Consider the following 18,295-nt stretch of genomic DNA (forward strand, 5'->3'; position numbering starts at 1 on the left):
CGGACATGACCAGACAAGAGTTCCAAAAGAGGTACCACTATAACAATAGGGAGCATAAAATTGGTGGTGGGAGCTTCGGTACTGTCTACAAGGCCTATGATAGGGTCTTGGACAGACATGTTGCCATTAAGGTTTCCGAAGTAAAGCAACTGCAGGGCAAGGAAGTTTCCCTACAGGTAGAGTTCGATGCCATAAAATCATTGGCCAAACATCCAAATATTGCCAATTATGAAAGCGTACATCGTTTTGAGGATGGCCCAGGGATTTTTGACTATGCCATTATGCAGTACTATCCCTTGGGAAATCTTTCCAATTTCATTAAGAAACACGATTTGGATGAGGAACAAAAAGGGAAAATCCTTATCCAAATTTTGGAAGGGTTGGCCTATTTACACCACAAGAAAGTGGTGCATAGGGACATCAAGCCTGGGAATATTTTAGTGGTAGATCGTCCTGGGGAGGGCATAGTTCCCAAGATTACCGATTTTGGTCTGAGCAAGCTCGCCGAAATTCAGGGAGAAGGTTCAGAATTTGCCAATAGCTTTGCAGGAGGAACGGTACAGTACAGTTCGCCGGAACAATTAAAGGGTCAACCCCTAAAGTTCAACACGGATCTCTGGAGTTTTGGGGTAATCGTAAATGAGGTATTTACAAACAATTCCCTTTTTGATGTTAAAGGACACAGCTCCGCCAGTGTGGAATGGCAAAGTGAAATTATGCAACAGATCCTTCATAAGGATTTGGATTCGGAATTGGACAACCTCCCTGAACCCTGGAAGAAAGTTGCCAAACAATGCCTACGGCGGGATAACAAAAAACGGGTAATCAGTGGTGAAGCCTTGTTGGAGGAGCTGCCCGAGGGCCTAAGAAGTCCAGGCCTTTCCCCTACTCCAGAAGAGGAAGAAGATGCCGGTACCGTTCTATTGGGAACAATGCCTCCGGATACGCCCCAGGATGGTACGGCCATACAAGCAAAAGGGGAAAGCCAAGCCAAAACGGTTGCCAAACCCTCTTCCAAAAGCAAAAAAGGCATCTTCATTGGTGGGGCGGTTGTATTGGCCCTATTGGCAGTAGGCACCTACTATTTTCTTGGCCGATCGGTAACTCCAATTTCATTGGCCAGGGTTGAATTGAATGGCAAAACGGCCTTTCTTGACATCAAGGGAAAGAAAGTCATCCCATTTGAATACGATGAGGGATTTGGATTTTCCAATGGATTGGCACCCGTACAAAAGAATGGAAAATGGATATATATTGATACGGAAGGAAACCCAGCCTTTGAGAAGCAATATGATTTTGCAGCCCCTTTTTCAGAAAACCTTGCGGTTGTCCGGGAGGGGAACCAATGGGGCTACATCAAAGCGGACGGGACCTTTGCGATAGCACCAAAATTCAATTTGGCCGGATCGTTTGCCAATGGGTTCGCGGCCGTACAACTCCAGGGAAAATGGGGGTATATTGATTCCAAAGGGAACCTCTTTATCGAGCCCCAATTTGATGTGGCCCTGGAGTTTTCGGAAGGACTGGCTGCTGTTAAAAAAGGAAATCTTTGGGGGTACGTCAATAGCCTTGGTAGTATTGCCATCCCTTTTGATTTTGATTCGGCAAATCCTTTTTCAAATGGCTTGGCCGCAGTATCCCAAAAAGACAACCACTTTTTTATCGATAAAAAAGGGGGTCAAGCCATTTCAACGGAATATCAAATGTTGGGCAATTTTTCAGAAAGCCTGGCGGCGGCCATGACCGCAAATGGATGGGGCTATATTGACAGGTCCGGGAAATTCATGATATCCGACATCTATGAAAGTGCCGGGGTTTTTAGCAACGGGCTTGCTCCCGTGAAGAGGAACAACAAATGGGGGTTCATTAACACAAAAGGGGAACCGCAAATCGATTTTATATATGATTATGCTGATAATTTCAGCAGATTGGAAAACTAAAGCGAACACAATAAATCAACTTAAATACTGAGAACTATGAAAATGCAGAAATTAGGAACACTAGTACTGTTATTGGTGGCCCAATCCATATGGGCACAGCGGACAACCATTGGCCTGCTCACATTTGAGGCCAACCGATACCAAGATTTCCAGGAAGCCGACCTTTTGACCGAGCGGGTGAAGGAAATATTCTTTGAATCCAAGAGATTTAGGCCCATTGATCGTACCGCCTACGCAGAGGCCAACAAATACAGGGAGGGGGAAATCCAGAAGAATATTGAATACATCAACGGATATGTTACCGAACAGGGCATTAAAGATGGTGCCAAGTTTATTGTCGGTGGAAAATTGATCGCCCTTAGTTATTCCAAGACCAAAGATGGCTCCTTTAAATGTGATATGAGTTTTAGCATAAGCATCAACGATATTGAAACCAATGAACTCATCGCCACAAAAACCTTTAATCCTGGCGGCCCCCTTAACTTTAAGTTGTCCGGTGGAACAGAAACACAGGCCATGGTCAATACGTTGAGAGCAGCTCAAAAGGATATTGAAAACTATATTATTAACAATGTACCTTTCATTGCTCCCATACAACAGATCGATCCCGTAAAAAAGAGTGCGGAAGTTCTCATAGTTGCCGGAAAAAATGAAGGGGTCAACAAAGGGGACCGCTTTGGCATTTATCAAGTAACCGAAATTGAAACGGTGAAAGGGTTAAAAGTACGAAAGGAATTGGTCGCCAAGTTTCCCATAAAAGTAGTGGAGGGTGATTTTTCAAAGGCTTTTGTTGGTAAAAACGCAACGGAACTCTTGGACAAATACAATGATGACACCATAAAACTCATTTGCCAATCCATGCCCAAAAGCGGGCTTTCATTATAAGCATACGAAAATGAAGAAAACACAATTCACTTTATGCCTACTGGTCATTTGTTTGGTGGTTCCCAGCGTAGCCCAGAAAGTGGCACATGACGATGTTATCCTTCCCAGTGTAATGATCATTCCAAGGGTCAATGAGGGGCAGGACATTAGAACCTTAGTGGACCTATCCCCGGACATTCGTGTAGGAATGGCCGCGGTGAACGATGCCTTTACCAATTATGGTTTTGATACCAAGGATTTTGAATCGGCCTTCAAAAAATTGATGCGGGAAATGGAGGTCAATCCCTGCGACCAATGCGGTATGGTAGAACTGCTTTTCAACAGTGCCGCAGCGGATGTTTTGGTAGAGGTAGACCTGCAATATGTTACCTCCGGAGGCGGGAATAAAGTACGGTTGATCGTAGAAGCCAACCACTACTCCACTGCCCTTTCCGTGGCCAGCGAAATCTGTGAATCCAATATGTTTTATACCAGGGATACCGGGGCTTTGGCACAATCCGCCCTTAAAAAAACAAAGTTCACGGATGCGGCAGGAAACCGTTTTTCCTGTGCGGATGAGTTTATGAAGGAATTGATACGGTTTCAGAAAAAGCTTTGCATAAAAGGGGCGGTGGCCGACCTTCAGTTCAAAATAGGGAGTGATTCGGAATACACTATGGATTCCCGCGTGGAGTATGCCGATGATGAACGCCTAAAATATGTCCTGGAAGATTGGATGGAAGAAAATGCCTTTAAGGGCGGTTACAAAATTGCCAATCAAACGGACTATCAAATGATGGTGGAGGAATACCGTTATCCCTGTGATATGCGGGACAGCAAAATTGAACGCCAACTGGATCGGTTTTTTGACGATTTGGGAATGGAGGTAAGTTTTAAAAGGGACCGTGGGGCCCTATATGTAACCATTGAATAACAAAAGATGAAGCAGCTACTAATCGTACTTTTCCTTGGGTGCCCATTTTTAACGCTAACAGCCCAAGATGATTCCTTGGAGCAGGGAATTGCCCTTAGCGTTATTGTACCTGATCGGTATACGGAGGGGTTGAATACCGCACAGCGAAAAAAAATTCAGACCAAGGTGACCCGGATGGTCTCCAATTATGGAATGTCCGGACTGGATTACCTCAGCCAATATTTGGTGTATCCCAAGTTTGAAATTTTTGACCATAGGGAAGTTGAAACCCAGCTACGAAACGTACACACCATAGAAGCAGAATTGACCCTGGTGGTTATGGAGGCACGAACCCAAAAAGTCTATGGCACGTATAACATGGAACTGGAAGGGGAGGATTTTTCGCGTTCAAAGGCCATTAACAAGGCCATTGGAAGGGCAAAGACCAAAAACGAGGACATTGAAGCCTTTATGACCAAGGTACGGACCAAAATTTTGGCAGATTTTCAAAATAATTGTTCGCGACTCTACCGGGATGCAAAGGCCATGATTGCCGGCAAAAAGTTTGAAGAGGCCATGAACCTGATCAGTTTTGCTCCGGTAGGTATTTCCGGCGAATGTGATGACAACCTGCAACAATTGTTGGAGGTAGCCTATGAAGCCCACAATCGGGCACGTTGTGACGAGCTGTTGAGCGATGCCAAACGGGCCATCCGCTTCCGCCATTGGTATTATGGTTATTACTTATTGGAGTACTACATGGATGAGGCATCCGATTGTTTCGACTCGGCACAACAACTAAAACAGGAGATCGTCCAATCCGATGAAATCAAAGGGGATGAAACCAAACTAAAAGAGGGGGTGAAAGAAGAAGAAGTACAGAGTCGGGTTCAAAAACGGAAGAAAAAAGTGATCAATACGTTGGCCTCAACATACGCGGCCAAAACCCACGACAATCAAATGTGCCAATTGTTCAAACAGAATTGCCATTAGTTTTCAGTTCGTTGTATTTGTGATCAAAGGGAGCCATTAGGTTCCCTTTTTTGTTTGGTATACCAAAAACCCTTCTTCATACAGCACATATCCCTTGTGCATAGCTCCCCCAATAGATTTGTTCCCATAAAATCAACAAACACCAAAGACATGAAGACAGGAATACTAAAATTTATGATCGCCATGCTGATCTTCCTATGCGCCATGGCCGGGAAGGCACAATGCTCGGATGCCTCCAGAATACTGCGCAATCACCGGGACGGAATTATGGAACTGCTATTAAGCAGCGGGGACACCAATATATACACAGAGGTTTTGGACTGTGATTACAGCTGGTGGGGTAGCCGTACGGAGATTACCCATTACATAAGCTTTAATGGGTTTTGGACAGGGACCAAATATGAAGCTATTGGCAAACTTATCGTTGAAGATTCGGAACAGGGGAAGCGCGGTGGCATTATCTAAAAGGAAACAATAGTATGAACGAATATCTGGTACAAATGGGGTTAATGGCCGTATTGGCCTATGCCTCGGAACAATAAAAACCAACAACCAAAAAATCAAGGAAAATGAAGATTACGGGAGTACATACCAAGGAAAAAGTAATGGAAAAGTGTATTTTGAACCATGATACCATTACCGACAGTTTTGAATTCGACAACCTATTGGAAAGCCATGGCAATGCAGATAAATTGGCCTTTGAAGCAGCCATAGGTGACATGGGCCATTATCCAGCCTTTGAGTGGTTGGACAGTGATTTGGACCATGGCCTCGATCAGTTCCATTAAAACCTCTAGCCTCGTACATAGCGGATTTCATTGAAGCCATCATTTCCTTTTTTACAGGAATCCATTCACCAACCAAAACCACGTATACCCGGACCTAAAGTCCGGGTTTTCTTTTATACAGTAAAAAGGGCATTTCATTTAGGCAATTCCCGGAAGGGCTTAAACCAAAGATACATTTGGATATGATTAACCAAAAAAGCAATCCGATGAAAAATGTATGTTTCTACCTCCTAGTAGCATGGGTCCTGACTTCCAGCGCCAATCCACTAAAAACCAATGATTCCATAGTACCATGGGAAGCCATCCCAAACAAAGCGTTCAAGGCCTATGGTTTAATTTTAAAAAGCCATTTAAACCTCCCAAGCACAGATTCATTCACCATTCTCCACGCCAAAAAACGAAAGGTCACTTTTTATGAGGAGACCTGGTTGTTCCATTTCAAGATCAACGAAAACCAAACCACAAAAAACATCAAACTACTGTGTAGGGAAAATGACTTTCTGGTACAGATCACCCCCAATACCGACTGGAACGCCTTTTTTGTAAAGCACCCACCAAAACTAACTTCTGAAAGGGCCATAGTGGACTTTTTTACCATGACCACAAACAATCTTGTGCTCTTGGAAGACGACTTGCCCCAGAAACAAAAGGAAAAGCTTAAGGGCATTATCCATGGACCACGAATCATGTTCCAACATAAGGGAACATACACCATACAGTCTTTTATAAAGGAAAACGGGGAGGTGAACCTGGCCCTGCATAAGTTCCATATGGCAACCAAAACCATAGTTGTCCAGGGAAAAAGCTCATTGTTCTTAAAGGAAAAACCGAGTACGGATATGGTTTCGGTTGTCAATCATCCATTTCTTGTAAACACTTTTCAGTAAAGGCTTTCGGGGTTTTGAAAATGTATTCTATATGATTAATTTGGGTACGTGATAACCCAATGAAATACTAGTATGAAATCGACCATTTTACAATTTTTTGTGTTCGGATTATTGACCTTAGGTGCAGTTTCCTGCACTAACGACCAGGCGGAAACCGAGAACCTCTATATTGATTCGCCGGATGACGATGAGGTCAAAGAAGAACCAGGTGAAGGTTAAAATCCAAATCCTTTATAAAAAGGGACATCTGTTTGTCCCTTTTTGATTTCTCCTTTTTCTAAATCCATCACTTTACAATTTCTGTTCATTCTATTTTTCTCCAGTTGTGCTCGTTTAAAATCAACCACCTTTATGGTTAACCTACTTTCATTTGTATTTTGATTTGTTATAATGAATCAAAATTCTTTTTGAAAAACATGTACCACCTTCTCCCTAAATACAACTCTGCCCATTAAAGGCTTCCCTTTTGTTTTATGAATTCTTTTGGAAGACCTCTTCCTTTCTTCATCATTTAAATATCCACTTACATCACTAATATTTATATTTTCTATCGATCAAAACAACTATGTCAATCAACAATACTTTTCCTCTAATGTATTTTATACACAACTGTAATCATTGTATTTACTATGATTAACCAGACCTTTTTCTTAAGGATTTTGACTTAGCCAACCACCCATATTTGTAAAAGTAAATGTTATAACATGCATTTATGGTCATACAGTTCCCGTAGCACTACCCTCTAAACACAACCCATAGTTTAACCAAGGAAAAAATTCTTTTTTCTAAAGGAAAAACCGAACACAGCTATGGTTTTGTTTAGCAAAACACCCCTTTTGTACAGCAAAAGATGATGGGTGGAAATAGGCCACTTACTTTCACGGTAACAAAATAAAAAAGCGCTTTTTAAACATTTCACAGACCGTCTGCGGCAGTGATGGTCTGGGTAGAACTGCCGATTTCATAACCATATCAAAATCAACAAAAACATGAAATCGACTTTTAAACTCTTACTTATCGGATTATTGACCTTAGGTGCAGTTTCTTGCACACAACCTGATTCAACTGAAACCGAGGTTGAATTGTATGGCACGGATGGTGGCCAATCCAGTCCTGAAGATGGTAAGGACTAAAACAAAAAGGACAGGGAACATGTTCCCTGTCCTTTTTCTTCCTTTTCTACCTTATATTTAAAGGCCAACAAAAGAATCGGATGTCAATTAATACCTCAAAGATAAATTTCCTCCTACCCACACAATTGCTGAGTTTTTGTTGTTCTCTATTTATCGTCCTGGCTTCTTGCTCTGAAGAAATTGATAAGACCGGACAAAGTGAAGTATTAAGCGAAGAGCTTTCTTTAAATTTTTCGAATACAAAAGACTTTTTACAAAAACTAGATGACATAAAAGACGAAGAAACCAAGAGAAGAATTCTCGACACTATAGTTCAAAAATCCAAATACTATGAATCTGTTGAAAAAATGGATTCTGTTTTTTTCTTCGATAGGCTTCTTTTAAAAGTAGCTTCCAGAGTCAAAAATATCAGCTACATTTCAAAGGGGCAATCATATTTAGCCTATGATTTCCGAATTGCCAATAAACTTGATAGCGCTTATCATTATTATAACTTGGCGCAGAAAACTTTTAAAATTCTCAAGGATAGCCTCCAAGTAGGACGTAAGCTATTGGAAATGTCAAAAATTCAATATAGAAAGGCAGCTTTCTATGAATCCAAAGAAACAATCACTGAATCCCTGACATATCTGGACTCAATAAAAAACAAGACCTATTGGGCTGTTTCCATGAACGAATTGGCGCATAATTTCCTCAAACTTGGAGATTATGACTTGGCAGAATCATTTTATAAAAAAGCAATTGATACTGACCCTAAAAAAGATAATAAAGTAATCTACTCCAACAACTTAGCGCTATTATATGTATCAAAAAACGACTTAAGGAAGTCAATTTCACTGCTTGAAGATGTTCTACAGGAACTTCCCAAAAGTTTAAGTAAAAAAGAGAAAGCACGTTTGGAACACAATCTGGCACTAAGCGAGTGGAAACTTAGTAATAAAAATCCGCTTCCCGTTTTTTTGTATTCGCTTCAAATTAGAAAAAGCGAAAACGATGCATGGGGATTGCTATCAAGTTATTCCGACTTATTGGATTATTATCTTCCGATGAATTCCCATATAGCGGAAAAGTATTCGGATTCTTTGATTCAGGTTTCAAAATCATTACAAAATCCCAATGCAGAAATTCAGACTCTAGCTAAGTTCTTACAGCACAACCCAAAAAAATATGCTGAATTAGCCCCTCGATATGTTCATCTTAAAGATAGTATTGAGATAAGCAGACAAGCTTTCAAAAATCAATTCGCTTACTTAAAGTACAGTGACGAACAGGAAAAAGCCCGTTTGCAGGCTTTGGAAACGGAAACGGCACAAAATGAGGCCCAATTGGCCAGGGAGGAGACCCAAAGAATCCTACTACTGTCCCTGCTTGCCGTACTGCTCATGGGGGGCGGTTCGTATTACTTCATATTGCGCCAACAGCATAAGAAGAGGACCTTGCAGGAAATCTACAATACCGAGAAAAAAATCAGCAAGAAAATCCATGATGGCCTGGCCAATGACGTCTATGGGGTCATGACCGCGGTGCAACACCAGGACAAGACGCCCAATGAAGCCATCCTAGATCAGCTGGAGGATATCTACAGACGTACCCGGGATATTTCCCACGACACCCGGGAGCTTGCCACCGGCAAGGCCTTTGCCATAGAACTCAAGGATATGCTACAGGGTTTTAGTGGCAATGGCACCAAAGTGCTTATTAAAGGCATGGAGGGGATATCATGGGAAAAATTAAATATACATAAATGTGTGGCCCTGCACAGGACACTGAAGGAACTATTGGTCAACATGAAAAAACATAGTGGTGCCGGTTTGGTGGCCCTTAATTTTAAGGAGGAAAAAAGAAGGCTGCAAGTAGATTATTCGGACAATGGCATCGGGGTAAAAAGGGGACAACAACAGGGGGTCGGGCTTCAAAATACGGAAAACCGTATCCAAAGTGTAGGGGGTCAATTTATATTTGGCGGTGTAGAGGGAAAAGGGGTCAAAGTAACCTTAAGTATCCCCATCTAATCAAATCCTAAGATGTTCAAAAAGATATTGGTCGTTGAAGACTTTGATAGTATTGGCCTGGGCATTTCTGCCGTGGTCCAGAACAAAATTGGGGCAGACGAAATTGTGACCTCCCAATATTGCGACGAGGCCTACCTAAAAATTAAAAGGGCCAAACAGGATGGGGCCCCATTCAATCTGCTCATCACGGACCTTTCTTTCGAAAAAGACTATAGGGAAGCCAAACTCAAAGGCGGTAAGGAACTTGTGGAAAAGTTGAGGGAACAGGGGATTTCCATTCCAATCGTTGTCTATTCCATTGAGGATCGTAGGGCAGTGATCAACGAACTCATGGAAATCCAAAAAATTGAGGCCTATGTGCTAAAAGGCAGGAACGGTCTTAAAAATCTGGAGCAAGCCCTATTGGCCATAGCCAATGGAGACACCTTTTTATCCCCGGAACTAAAAAATAGTGTGGAAAAAAAGAACCTGTTTGAACTGGAGGATTACGACATCTCCTTACTATCCAATTTGGCCAAGGGCTATTCCCAGAGCGAAATCGCACAGGATTTTAAATCACAGGGGATGTCCCCAAGCAGTTTAAGCTCCATAGAGAAACGTATCAATAGGTTAAAAGAAGAGTTCGAAGCCAAAAATGCCATTCAGTTGGTAGCAACCGCCAAGGATTTGGGGTTGATCTGACCCCTGAACCTACCTTTCATCGATTTTTTTATACCCCTTGTCCAAATTGGGGAAAACCTTGTTAAAACCTACGGATTCCCGTAAGGGTTTGTCCCTAAAGGAAGATAGGTTTGGTCCGTAATCAAAGAACCAGACTTATGACCAAGAAATTGATTTTTCCCTTCGTCTTTTTAGTAATGGCTTCCTGTTCCAACTCAGACGATTCCAATGGTGAAATACCAACTTCTGAAAACACCTTGACAGCAACGGTGAATGGGCGCTCATTTGCATCTGATGAAGCATTCACGGAAGGGAATCTTTTCGTAAACGATTTTGCAACCATTTTTACAATTTCCGCCACTCTTGTAGAATCCAATCCTGGAGTTGCCCAGGTAGAATCCATCAGTTTGGCCATAAGTTTTCAAAATGAGGAAGACTTCAGTACCGGAAGATCGTTCAGTTCCAGTTCAGAGGACGAGTCCATTATAAGTGTTGTGGGGCAATATATCATTGGGGAAAGTACCCTATCGGATGCCAATGCCACTATCGCCAGTTCTGCAATCGAAAATGGGGAAGCGTTTTTTAGGATTACCGCATTGGACACCTCTTCCCGAACAATTTCCGGGGAATTCAGCTTTTTAGCTTTGGACGAAAGTAATGGGGACGAATATCGAATTGCCGACGGCAGGTTCAACAACGTATCCTATGAAATCAATTAACCAGCTTTGACTTAATCTTTAAACCACTATAAAATGAAAAAAATTACGCTTTTTACTTTAGCTTTTCTGGTCAATTTGGCCTTTATATACGCCCAAAACATCATCACCGTGGATAACTCCCCGGGAAGTGCGGCACAGTTCAACGATTTACAGACGGCTATATCCAATGCCAGTTCCGGGGATATTATTTATGTTCATCCATCCGAAACCAATTATGGGAATATTGAAATTGACAAACCATTGACAATGATTGGCTTTTCACATAGCTCTGCTGATAAGCAAACCCTTATAACGGACTTGACATTAACGTCCAATGCCTCCAATGTCAGGGTTTCTGGATTCAGGGTAACCGATGACCTTTTTATCACCGCTGGAACCCCAATTTCCGACTTGATTTTGGAAAACAACTATTTCAGCAGTTCCATGGTCATCAACAATGGTGGGGTTAACAATTTGGTACTTAGGGGCAATGTCATAAACACTATGGGAAGTGGTGCCTCATCGGGATCAAGCTTTTCAAACGCCCTTATTACCAATAATGTGTTTTTTGGGAATCTTACGGTTAGGTTGCATGAGTCCGTAACCATTAAAAATAATGTCTTTTTGACCTCGGAAGTTTTTAACTCCAGGGATGAAACAGGCAATGTTACAGTTCAGAATTCAATTTTTATTGCTAGAACAAGTGGTACCGCAAATGCGAACAATGATGGGGTAACCTTTGAAAACTGTCTAATTTATAATCAATTTACCGGTAATGCGGACGCCCTTGTTGGCACGGGGAATATCGTTAATGTCGATCCCCTTTTTGTCGAGGACAATGACAATGCTATCTATGAACCATTGATTGACAACTACAACCTCCAATCCGGCTCGCAGGCAATTAGTACGGGAGTCAGCGGTGAAGATCTTGGCCTTTTTGATGGCAGTGGTTTTGTTTTTGACAATGTAGGATTTACGGATGGTATCCCCACCATTAACATTCAAGCCATCAGTACTACGGTTGCACCTGGTCAAAACCTAAACGTCATCATAAATACCACTAACCAATAGACTATGAAAAGGGTATTGATGATTTGCCTACTCCTCTTCGGTGGATGGGCAACAGCACAGAGTATCGGTGCTACCGAATATTTTATTGATGGGCCGGACCCCGGAGTGGGCAATGGTACAGCTTTGACCATAAACGGGAACTCAGGTAGCCTTATCCAAGAATTTTCCATCCCTACCACGGGACTTTCCGAAGGATTCCACAGCCTATATATGAGAACCCAGGTTGCCGGTGGCAATTGGAGTCTTTATGACCGATCGGTATTTTATATAGCAGCAATTTCAGATGTCAATCAGAACATTGCAGCAGCAGAGTATTTCTTTGATCAAGATCCCGGGGTGGGCAATGGTACGGCACTGGCTTTAAATACGAATACCGGACAATTGACCCAAACGTTTGCCATCCCCACTGCTGGACTTACGGAAGGATTCCACAGTTTTTACGTAAGAACCCGGAATACGGATGGCAATTGGAGTTTGTACGATCGTACCATCATCTATATTGGAACCTTTGCTGATGAAAATGAACCCATCACGGCAGCTGAGTACTTTTTTGATGGTCCTGACCCCGGAGCAGGTAACGGCACAGCTTTGACCTTGGATACCAATACCGGTCAATTGACCCAATCCTTCGCATTACCTACCGATGGTTTGGCGGCGGGTGCCCATACGGTATTCATCAGGGTCCGAACGGAAGGTGGTGTATGGAGCCTGTATGATACGGCCTCCTTTACGGTAGACCCATCCGCCATTGACAATACGGTGACCGTTATTGAAAATCTACTGACGGCCAATTTTAATGCAACGGGTGCTATATACCAATGGTTGGACTGTGGTAATACCAATACCGTAATCGATGGGGAAACCAACAGAAGCTTTACAGCTACCCAAAGTGGCACCTACGCTGTTCAAATTTCATTTAATGGACAAACCGTGGTCTCCAATTGTATTGCAGTAACGGTGGATTCCGATGATGATGACAACGATGGGATATTGGATGTGAATGATAATTGTCCATTAACGCCAAATAGCGATCAGGCCGACAATGATAACGATGGCATTGGGGATGTTTGTGACGATGATGATGACAACGACGGGATATTGGATGCCGATGACAATTGTCCGATGATGGCCAATGCAGACCAATTGGACACTGACAATGACGGGGAAGGCGATGTTTGTGATACGGATGATGATGGTGATGGAATTGATGATACCTCTGACAACTGTCCTCTAACAGCCAATGCAGATCAGGCCGATGAGGACAATGACGGCGAAGGGGATATTTGTGACGATGATTCCGACAATGACGGTATTCCGGACATGGACGACCTATGTCCCAATACCCCGCCAGATAACGTGGTAGACTTTGACGGATGCCCAATTTTTTCATTGCCTGCCTCCAACTTCACCCTAAAGACCACTGGTGAGAGCTGTATTGCAAATAATGACGGCCAATTGGAAATAACGGCCCAGGAAGCACTGGAGTATACGGCTACCTTACGATTGGGCAATACGAATCAGGCCCTCCCCTTTACCGAGGAACTGACATTTACGGATTTGGAAGCAGGCGCTTATGAACTCTGTATAACCATAGCAGGTCAAATGGATTACGAACAATGCTTTGATGTAACCATTGAGGAACCGGAATCCCTGTCCGCAAGCGCAAAAGTGGATGCCATAGCCAAGAATGTTACACTTGATCTAAAGGGAAGCACCACGTATTTCATAGCGTTGAATGGGGAATCTTACAGGACCAATGAAAGTCATATCACCCTTCCCCTAAACAGGGTTGAGAATACATTGCGCATCACCGGTGATAAAGGCTGCCAAGGTTCTTATGAGGATATCATCGTTATTTCGAATAGCGTAATGGCCTATCCAAATCCGGTTGTTCAGGAAAAGGTGTCTGTGTACTTGGGATCTCGGGATGAATTCCAAACGGTTAGGGCTTCCATTTATTCCCTATCAGGAGCAAAAATCATGGACAAGGAAATGAGCGTGGAAGGAGGACTTATAGAAATTGGGACCAATACTTTGGCGAAAGGGGTTTACATCCTCAATGTTTCCAATAAGGCAACGCTCTTTAACCACAAAATTATCAAGCAATGAAAAAGTTTTATTCCTTACTGATTTTAGGTTTTTGCCTCGTGGCCCTGGGCGCATGTGGCGGCTCGGGAGGTGATGATGATGGTCCCCCTCCACCAATGGGAGGTGATGATGATGACCCTATGGTTGTTCCGGACCCTACGGCAGCAACGTTGATTTTCCCGGAAGACGATACCGAATGTAACGAAGGGGAAACCGTTAGCGATACGGAAAGTACGGTTACCTTTCGTTGGAATGCATCCCAGAATACGGACAGTTATTCCGTAACCCTTACCAACTTAAGTACGGGGACATCCTTTAATACAATCGCAAATAGCAATGAGGCCCCCATCACCATTTTAAGGGGAACACCTTACGAGTGGTTTGTAACCTCACGGGCAAACGGTACCAATGCAACGGCCCAGAGCCTTACTTGGCGATTTTACAATGAAGGCCCGGGCATAGAGAATTACGCCCCTTTTCCTGCGGAAGCGGTGAATCCCAATAGGGGGGCAACCCTACCTTCGGGTACTACATCAGTGACTTTGGAATGGTCCGCCAGTGACGTGGATGGGGATATTGAAGATTATGAAGTATTCTTTGGTCTTCAAGGTGCTACGACCAACACTTCACAAGGAACACTTACGGAGACAAGCCTTGTGGTTACGGTAGAATCAGGAAATACGTATGAATGGTCCGTTGTAGTTTCGGACAGTCAAGATAACGCATCTACTTCAGAAACATTTTTGTTTCGGGTAGGTGAATAACGGTCATTGACCGTGAATCACGGAAGAGGTCGCTTGGGGGAGCGGCCTCTTTTATTTAATTGTATGCTACAGGAACAGCACCCTAGGGTCAATTTTCCTTCATTATCCCGAAAATCCCCTATTTCTTTTCAACAAACCATTTAGTGCCCCAGCTACGGATTTGGTGACCAACGATTTCCCCTGTTATCACATTTCTTGTCATGGTATCATTTTTCCCGTTTGTGGAAGTAATGAGTGACCACTCCAGATTTTCCTTCAGCAATACATGCCCCTGATCAAATTGTGGGATTTGCCCGACTATAGGGTCAATTTGAGCCGTAACGAACCTACCATCCGGAGAATTTAGAATGGTAAAAAACTTGACCAAAGCCGTATGTTCCACATAGGTATCCGGGTCGTTGGGCTTCTTGGAGTTGTAATATATCCGAACCGGCTCCCCATGTTGTATTGCCCATATGAGTTCATCCAAATCCCCATTGACCGTATTGCCTTCGGCATCGTTTTCATACACCAACTTCCAACCAACTTGGGAAAATCCCACGGTGGACAGTAATAGAAACAAAAGGATAGGAAATGTTTTCATCTTATTCGTATAAAGGGTTACTATGGGTCCGTGCATTTTGCGGATATTCCAAAAACCAGGTCATTTTGTGGTTTTGCGGCCAATCTTTGACAAGTTTTCCGGTAGAGCGATCATATACTTGGGCATTAAATGTGCCCTTAGTGGTCATAATACATTGCCAAATATGGCCTTCTTCGCTAAAGGCCTGTTTATCAATGGCAATATAGCTTTTTAGCAAAGGGTGGGGATCGATTATGGCCGATACATTTGAACCTTGGATTATACTGATATACAAAGGTTCCGCAACATGCTCAAGTGTTAAAAGGGAATCGCCCAACTGTCTTTGCCATCCCCAGCCTATTCTTACGTCATATCCATTTCTGATTCCCGCTATCAGGGAATCCATATTGCCCTCCAAGAGTTTTCCATTCCCATCATGCTGGTAAACGGACCTCCATCCAAATTCCATGGGTTCTGAATATTGTGGTTTTGAAACTTCAGGATTGCACGATGAAACGATCATCATAAAAATGATACCGTAAACAATGGTCTTGAATGCCCTCATGAATTTGGTCTTTAGCTTGTTTTTAAAGATCTTAATAATAGTAGCCATCCAGAATGCTTCTTAAGACTATTTTGTGATTTGTTGACGAATTCGTGGGTAATCCCCGTTCCTTCTTGACGCAATCCCATGTCTTCCAACCCAATAAACTTTTATTGGAGGACATTCCATGGAATCAAGAACGTTTTCATCCCTTCCTGTCCACTGACTTTCTGTTCAATTCATAAACATGGCAAATTGTTCCGTTAAAGTCCCTTTCTTCCAAGAATTTAAAACCTAACCTCCTATAAAATCGGTGTGCTTTGGTGTTGGCCTTCAGCGGATCGACCAAAATTCCATTTACTTTAGGGTTTTGGAAGCACCTTTGAATTGCAAGTTCCATCATACGTGTCCCGTAACCCTGGTTTAACTTGTTTTCCTCTCCTATCCATATATCAATGGCCCTTTTATCTTGATCAACCTCCCCCCAGTATTGGGTATCCTCATGGTACGGGTCAATTATTTGCAAAAATCCAATGGGTTCCCCAAGGTATTCCGCAACTAACTGTTCCCGCCATTCCGGATTTCGATGTAGTTCCATTTCCCAATTCCAATCATCATCCGGGTCACAATCAATTACATGTTGTTTGGTGTCCCAGTATTTCAGCAATTCAAGATCTTTTATAGTAGCCTGCCTTAGTTTTAACATCAGTACGCTCCACAATTGATTTTATCATGATACACTATCCCATCGCCCCTTTTCTTTTTAGGCAGTGCACTTTTCAATTTTATAAAACAACGTTGGCCTGTTATCTTCAATTCTTTTTTCCACAAATGACATTCCCAACCGTTGAGCTACCCTTTGTGAGGCTAAATGGGGCTCATCGGTAGCAGCCGTCAAATAGGCAAAGCCAAGTTGTTCAAGTGCATAGTTAACGATCAACCAACTTGCTTCCGTAGCGTATCCCTTTTTGGTATGGGGCTCCAAAAGGGCATAAATAAGTTGTGGTTGTGGTTCATCAAAAAAGTGCCATAATCCAACATAACCAATGGTTCTCCCCTTGCCCCTTAACTGAATTTTCCAAAGACCATATTGATCTTCTTCAAAATGTCTTAGGTTCTGCTCCATAATTTCGTCTGCCATGATGGCGTCAATACGTTCATCATCCCAGAGAAACTTCCGTATGAAAGCATCGTTGTTCAATAGTTGAAACGCTTTGCTGTCTTCCAATATAAAGGGAAGTAACCGAAGTCTTGCTGTATTAAACTGAAAATCTTCCATTCTACACCATTTAATCCTTTCCAATTTTAATTGGAACTCAAGACGGGTTCTTCGAATCCACTTTGGACAAAATTCGAATCAATTCTTTATTAAATCGCTCCGGTTCTTCAAAACAGGGGCTGTGACCCGATTTTTCAAACTTGATGAACTCCTTGATGGGCGCCTTGATATTGGCATGATATTCTTTGACCAATGCCCATGGTGTATTGTAATCATGGGCTCCTGAAATAAAAAACACTGGAACTTCAAACGCTTTATAACTCTCAGGGATATTATAGTTGTTGAAGTCGGGATCGTAGATAATATTCCCTGCCGAAAACCCTGAACTTTTCCCATATCTAATCAAATCTGAAAATGAATACTCCCTGGACAACCAAATATTGCGAATCCAATCCGAATAGTTTGTCCTCCCATAACGTTCTCCCCCCAATTTTAAAAGCCAATGTTTTTGCTCGACCAATCCCCAAAACCCATTTTTGTACATTGTCGTAAAATCCCCGGATTGCGGCGCCCCACTTTCCTTGAGTGCCTTCAGGGCCTTTTCATGGTTCCCTTCCTGGGCCTTTTCCAAAGTGTACCGATAGGAAAGCAGTTCGCCCCTATAGGCTTCCAATTCCTGACCAACACCCACATAGGCCATAAAGTCGTCGGGATTTCGATCTATAGCATAAATCCCCAAGCGGGCTCCCCACGAATGCCCCACCAGGAACAGCTTTTCTTTTTGAAATCGCCTTTTGAGGTAGGATACCAAAAAATCAACATCCCGATTGTACAGTTCGACCTTTATTTGATCTTTGGGGAAATCTTTTTTATAGGACTTTCCCGCGTTCCTTTGATCCCAATACACCACCGTAAAATGCTTTTCCAATTCCTTGTTATACTTGCGTAGCAAAGCCGTTGCCGATGCCCCTGGCCCACCATGAAGGAAGAGCAGTATAGGGTTGCCCCTATCCTCTCCACGGATCAGGACATACTGTTTTGTGCCATTGATATCCAGGTAATTGATTTCCGCTATGCCATTTTCCGTCCTTATCCGCTTTGTAGAGGAGCACGAAATGCAAACTACCGTTAGCAACAAAAGGAAAATATACTTCTTCAT

General features: G+C 42.8%; 20 protein-coding genes. 15 read left to right on the forward strand and 5 right to left on the reverse strand.

Going from position 1 to position 18,295, the window contains the following annotated elements:
• Positions 1-5 precede the first annotated feature (5 nt).
• The 15 genes from L0P88_RS05340 to L0P88_RS05410 all read left to right on the forward strand — a co-directional run bounded on the left by L0P88_RS05340 (position 6) and on the right by L0P88_RS05410 (position 14,811).
• Positions 6-1,940: a WG repeat-containing protein gene (locus L0P88_RS05340; protein ID WP_247133581.1), complete on the forward strand. Its 1,935-nt coding sequence runs from the start codon at positions 6-8 to the stop codon at positions 1,938-1,940.
• A gap of 42 nt (positions 1,941-1,982) precedes the next feature.
• A complete protein-coding gene (locus tag L0P88_RS05345; protein ID WP_247133582.1) occupies positions 1,983-2,825 on the forward strand; it encodes a hypothetical protein in 843 nt (280 codons plus the stop codon).
• A 10-nt stretch (positions 2,826-2,835) separates the two neighbouring features.
• The gene (locus L0P88_RS05350; protein WP_247133583.1) at positions 2,836-3,738 is read left to right on the forward strand and encodes a DUF6175 family protein; all 903 of its coding nucleotides are present in this window, start codon (positions 2,836-2,838) and stop codon (positions 3,736-3,738) included.
• Positions 3,739-3,744: 6 nt separating this feature from the next.
• Positions 3,745-4,710: a hypothetical protein gene (locus tag L0P88_RS05355; RefSeq protein ID WP_247133584.1), complete on the forward strand. Its 966-nt coding sequence runs from the start codon at positions 3,745-3,747 to the stop codon at positions 4,708-4,710.
• A 150-nt stretch (positions 4,711-4,860) separates the two neighbouring features.
• Complete coding sequence (locus tag L0P88_RS05360) at positions 4,861-5,175, forward strand: hypothetical protein (protein WP_247133585.1); 315 nt, start codon at positions 4,861-4,863, stop codon at positions 5,173-5,175.
• 104 nt (positions 5,176-5,279) lie between these two features.
• On the forward strand, positions 5,280-5,498 hold the full coding sequence (locus L0P88_RS05365) for a hypothetical protein (protein ID WP_247133586.1): 219 nt from the start codon (positions 5,280-5,282) through the stop codon (positions 5,496-5,498).
• A 206-nt stretch (positions 5,499-5,704) separates the two neighbouring features.
• Entirely contained in the window at positions 5,705-6,385 is a 681-nt protein-coding gene (locus tag L0P88_RS05370) for a hypothetical protein (RefSeq protein ID WP_247133587.1), read from the forward strand.
• A 72-nt stretch (positions 6,386-6,457) separates the two neighbouring features.
• A complete protein-coding gene (locus tag L0P88_RS05375) occupies positions 6,458-6,604 on the forward strand; it encodes a hypothetical protein (protein ID WP_247133588.1) in 147 nt (48 codons plus the stop codon).
• A gap of 770 nt (positions 6,605-7,374) precedes the next feature.
• Entirely contained in the window at positions 7,375-7,518 is a 144-nt protein-coding gene (locus L0P88_RS05380; RefSeq protein WP_247133589.1) for a hypothetical protein, read from the forward strand.
• 557 nt (positions 7,519-8,075) lie between these two features.
• On the forward strand, positions 8,076-9,530 hold the full coding sequence (locus tag L0P88_RS05385) for a tetratricopeptide repeat-containing sensor histidine kinase (protein WP_247133590.1): 1,455 nt from the start codon (positions 8,076-8,078) through the stop codon (positions 9,528-9,530).
• 12 nt (positions 9,531-9,542) lie between these two features.
• Positions 9,543-10,211, forward strand: coding sequence for a response regulator (locus tag L0P88_RS05390; protein WP_247133591.1), 669 nt, complete (start codon positions 9,543-9,545; stop codon positions 10,209-10,211).
• Between the two features lie 137 nt (positions 10,212-10,348).
• Positions 10,349-10,909: a hypothetical protein gene (locus L0P88_RS05395; RefSeq protein ID WP_247133592.1), complete on the forward strand. Its 561-nt coding sequence runs from the start codon at positions 10,349-10,351 to the stop codon at positions 10,907-10,909.
• 33 nt (positions 10,910-10,942) lie between these two features.
• Positions 10,943-11,959, forward strand: coding sequence for a hypothetical protein (locus L0P88_RS05400; RefSeq protein ID WP_247133593.1), 1,017 nt, complete (start codon positions 10,943-10,945; stop codon positions 11,957-11,959).
• A 3-nt stretch (positions 11,960-11,962) separates the two neighbouring features.
• The gene (locus tag L0P88_RS05405; protein WP_247133594.1) at positions 11,963-14,068 is read left to right on the forward strand and encodes a thrombospondin type 3 repeat-containing protein; all 2,106 of its coding nucleotides are present in this window, start codon (positions 11,963-11,965) and stop codon (positions 14,066-14,068) included.
• Positions 14,065-14,811 (forward strand): hypothetical protein, encoded by a 747-nt coding sequence (locus L0P88_RS05410; protein WP_247133595.1) that lies wholly within the window; start codon positions 14,065-14,067, stop codon positions 14,809-14,811. The genes L0P88_RS05405 and L0P88_RS05410 overlap by 4 nt, the downstream gene beginning before the upstream one ends.
• Positions 14,812-14,929: 118 nt before the next feature.
• Here L0P88_RS05410 and L0P88_RS05415 read toward each other — a convergent pair whose 3' ends face one another.
• The 5 genes from L0P88_RS05415 to L0P88_RS05435 all read right to left on the reverse strand — a co-directional run bounded on the left by L0P88_RS05415 (position 14,930) and on the right by L0P88_RS05435 (position 18,295).
• Positions 14,930-15,394, reverse strand: coding sequence for a hypothetical protein (locus L0P88_RS05415; protein ID WP_247133596.1), 465 nt, complete (start codon positions 15,392-15,394; stop codon positions 14,930-14,932).
• A gap of 1 nt (position 15,395) precedes the next feature.
• Positions 15,396-15,938 carry a hypothetical protein gene (locus L0P88_RS05420; RefSeq protein ID WP_247133597.1) on the reverse strand — a complete coding sequence of 181 codons (543 nt, stop codon included), beginning with the start codon at positions 15,936-15,938 and terminating at the stop codon, positions 15,396-15,398.
• Between the two features lie 184 nt (positions 15,939-16,122).
• Positions 16,123-16,623, reverse strand: a complete 501-nt coding sequence (locus L0P88_RS05425; protein WP_247133598.1) for a GNAT family N-acetyltransferase — start codon at positions 16,621-16,623, stop codon at positions 16,123-16,125.
• A 57-nt stretch (positions 16,624-16,680) separates the two neighbouring features.
• Positions 16,681-17,196, reverse strand: coding sequence for a GNAT family N-acetyltransferase (locus L0P88_RS05430; RefSeq protein ID WP_247133599.1), 516 nt, complete (start codon positions 17,194-17,196; stop codon positions 16,681-16,683).
• A gap of 37 nt (positions 17,197-17,233) precedes the next feature.
• A complete protein-coding gene (locus L0P88_RS05435; RefSeq protein ID WP_247133600.1) occupies positions 17,234-18,295 on the reverse strand; it encodes an alpha/beta fold hydrolase in 1,062 nt (353 codons plus the stop codon).

The sequence above is a fragment of the Muricauda sp. SCSIO 64092 genome, from assembly GCF_023016285.1.
In the GTDB taxonomy this organism is placed as follows: Bacteria; Bacteroidota; Bacteroidia; order Flavobacteriales; family Flavobacteriaceae; genus Croceivirga.

What these genes read in the sequence shown, in the direction of transcription:
- L0P88_RS05340 (WP_247133581.1), top strand. Translation starts at nt 6, where the DNA reads ATGACCAGACAAGAGTTCCAAAAGAGGTACCACTATAACAATAGGGAG.
- L0P88_RS05345 (WP_247133582.1), top strand. Translation starts at nt 1,983, where the DNA reads ATGCAGAAATTAGGAACACTAGTACTGTTATTGGTGGCCCAATCCATA.
- L0P88_RS05350 (WP_247133583.1), top strand. Translation starts at nt 2,836, where the DNA reads ATGAAGAAAACACAATTCACTTTATGCCTACTGGTCATTTGTTTGGTG.
- L0P88_RS05355 (WP_247133584.1), top strand. Translation starts at nt 3,745, where the DNA reads ATGAAGCAGCTACTAATCGTACTTTTCCTTGGGTGCCCATTTTTAACG.
- L0P88_RS05360 (WP_247133585.1), top strand. Translation starts at nt 4,861, where the DNA reads ATGAAGACAGGAATACTAAAATTTATGATCGCCATGCTGATCTTCCTA.
- L0P88_RS05365 (WP_247133586.1), top strand. Translation starts at nt 5,280, where the DNA reads ATGAAGATTACGGGAGTACATACCAAGGAAAAAGTAATGGAAAAGTGT.
- L0P88_RS05370 (WP_247133587.1), top strand. Translation starts at nt 5,705, where the DNA reads ATGAAAAATGTATGTTTCTACCTCCTAGTAGCATGGGTCCTGACTTCC.
- L0P88_RS05375 (WP_247133588.1), top strand. Translation starts at nt 6,458, where the DNA reads ATGAAATCGACCATTTTACAATTTTTTGTGTTCGGATTATTGACCTTA.
- L0P88_RS05380 (WP_247133589.1), top strand. Translation starts at nt 7,375, where the DNA reads ATGAAATCGACTTTTAAACTCTTACTTATCGGATTATTGACCTTAGGT.
- L0P88_RS05385 (WP_247133590.1), top strand. Translation starts at nt 8,076, where the DNA reads ATGTCAAAAATTCAATATAGAAAGGCAGCTTTCTATGAATCCAAAGAA.
- L0P88_RS05390 (WP_247133591.1), top strand. Translation starts at nt 9,543, where the DNA reads ATGTTCAAAAAGATATTGGTCGTTGAAGACTTTGATAGTATTGGCCTG.
- L0P88_RS05395 (WP_247133592.1), top strand. Translation starts at nt 10,349, where the DNA reads ATGACCAAGAAATTGATTTTTCCCTTCGTCTTTTTAGTAATGGCTTCC.
- L0P88_RS05400 (WP_247133593.1), top strand. Translation starts at nt 10,943, where the DNA reads ATGAAAAAAATTACGCTTTTTACTTTAGCTTTTCTGGTCAATTTGGCC.
- L0P88_RS05405 (WP_247133594.1), top strand. Translation starts at nt 11,963, where the DNA reads ATGAAAAGGGTATTGATGATTTGCCTACTCCTCTTCGGTGGATGGGCA.
- L0P88_RS05410 (WP_247133595.1), top strand. Translation starts at nt 14,065, where the DNA reads ATGAAAAAGTTTTATTCCTTACTGATTTTAGGTTTTTGCCTCGTGGCC.
- L0P88_RS05415 (WP_247133596.1), bottom strand. Translation starts at nt 15,394, where the DNA reads ATGAAAACATTTCCTATCCTTTTGTTTCTATTACTGTCCACCGTGGGA.
- L0P88_RS05420 (WP_247133597.1), bottom strand. Translation starts at nt 15,938, where the DNA reads ATGAGGGCATTCAAGACCATTGTTTACGGTATCATTTTTATGATGATC.
- L0P88_RS05425 (WP_247133598.1), bottom strand. Translation starts at nt 16,623, where the DNA reads ATGTTAAAACTAAGGCAGGCTACTATAAAAGATCTTGAATTGCTGAAA.
- L0P88_RS05430 (WP_247133599.1), bottom strand. Translation starts at nt 17,196, where the DNA reads ATGGAAGATTTTCAGTTTAATACAGCAAGACTTCGGTTACTTCCCTTT.
- L0P88_RS05435 (WP_247133600.1), bottom strand. Translation starts at nt 18,295, where the DNA reads ATGAAGAAGTATATTTTCCTTTTGTTGCTAACGGTAGTTTGCATTTCG.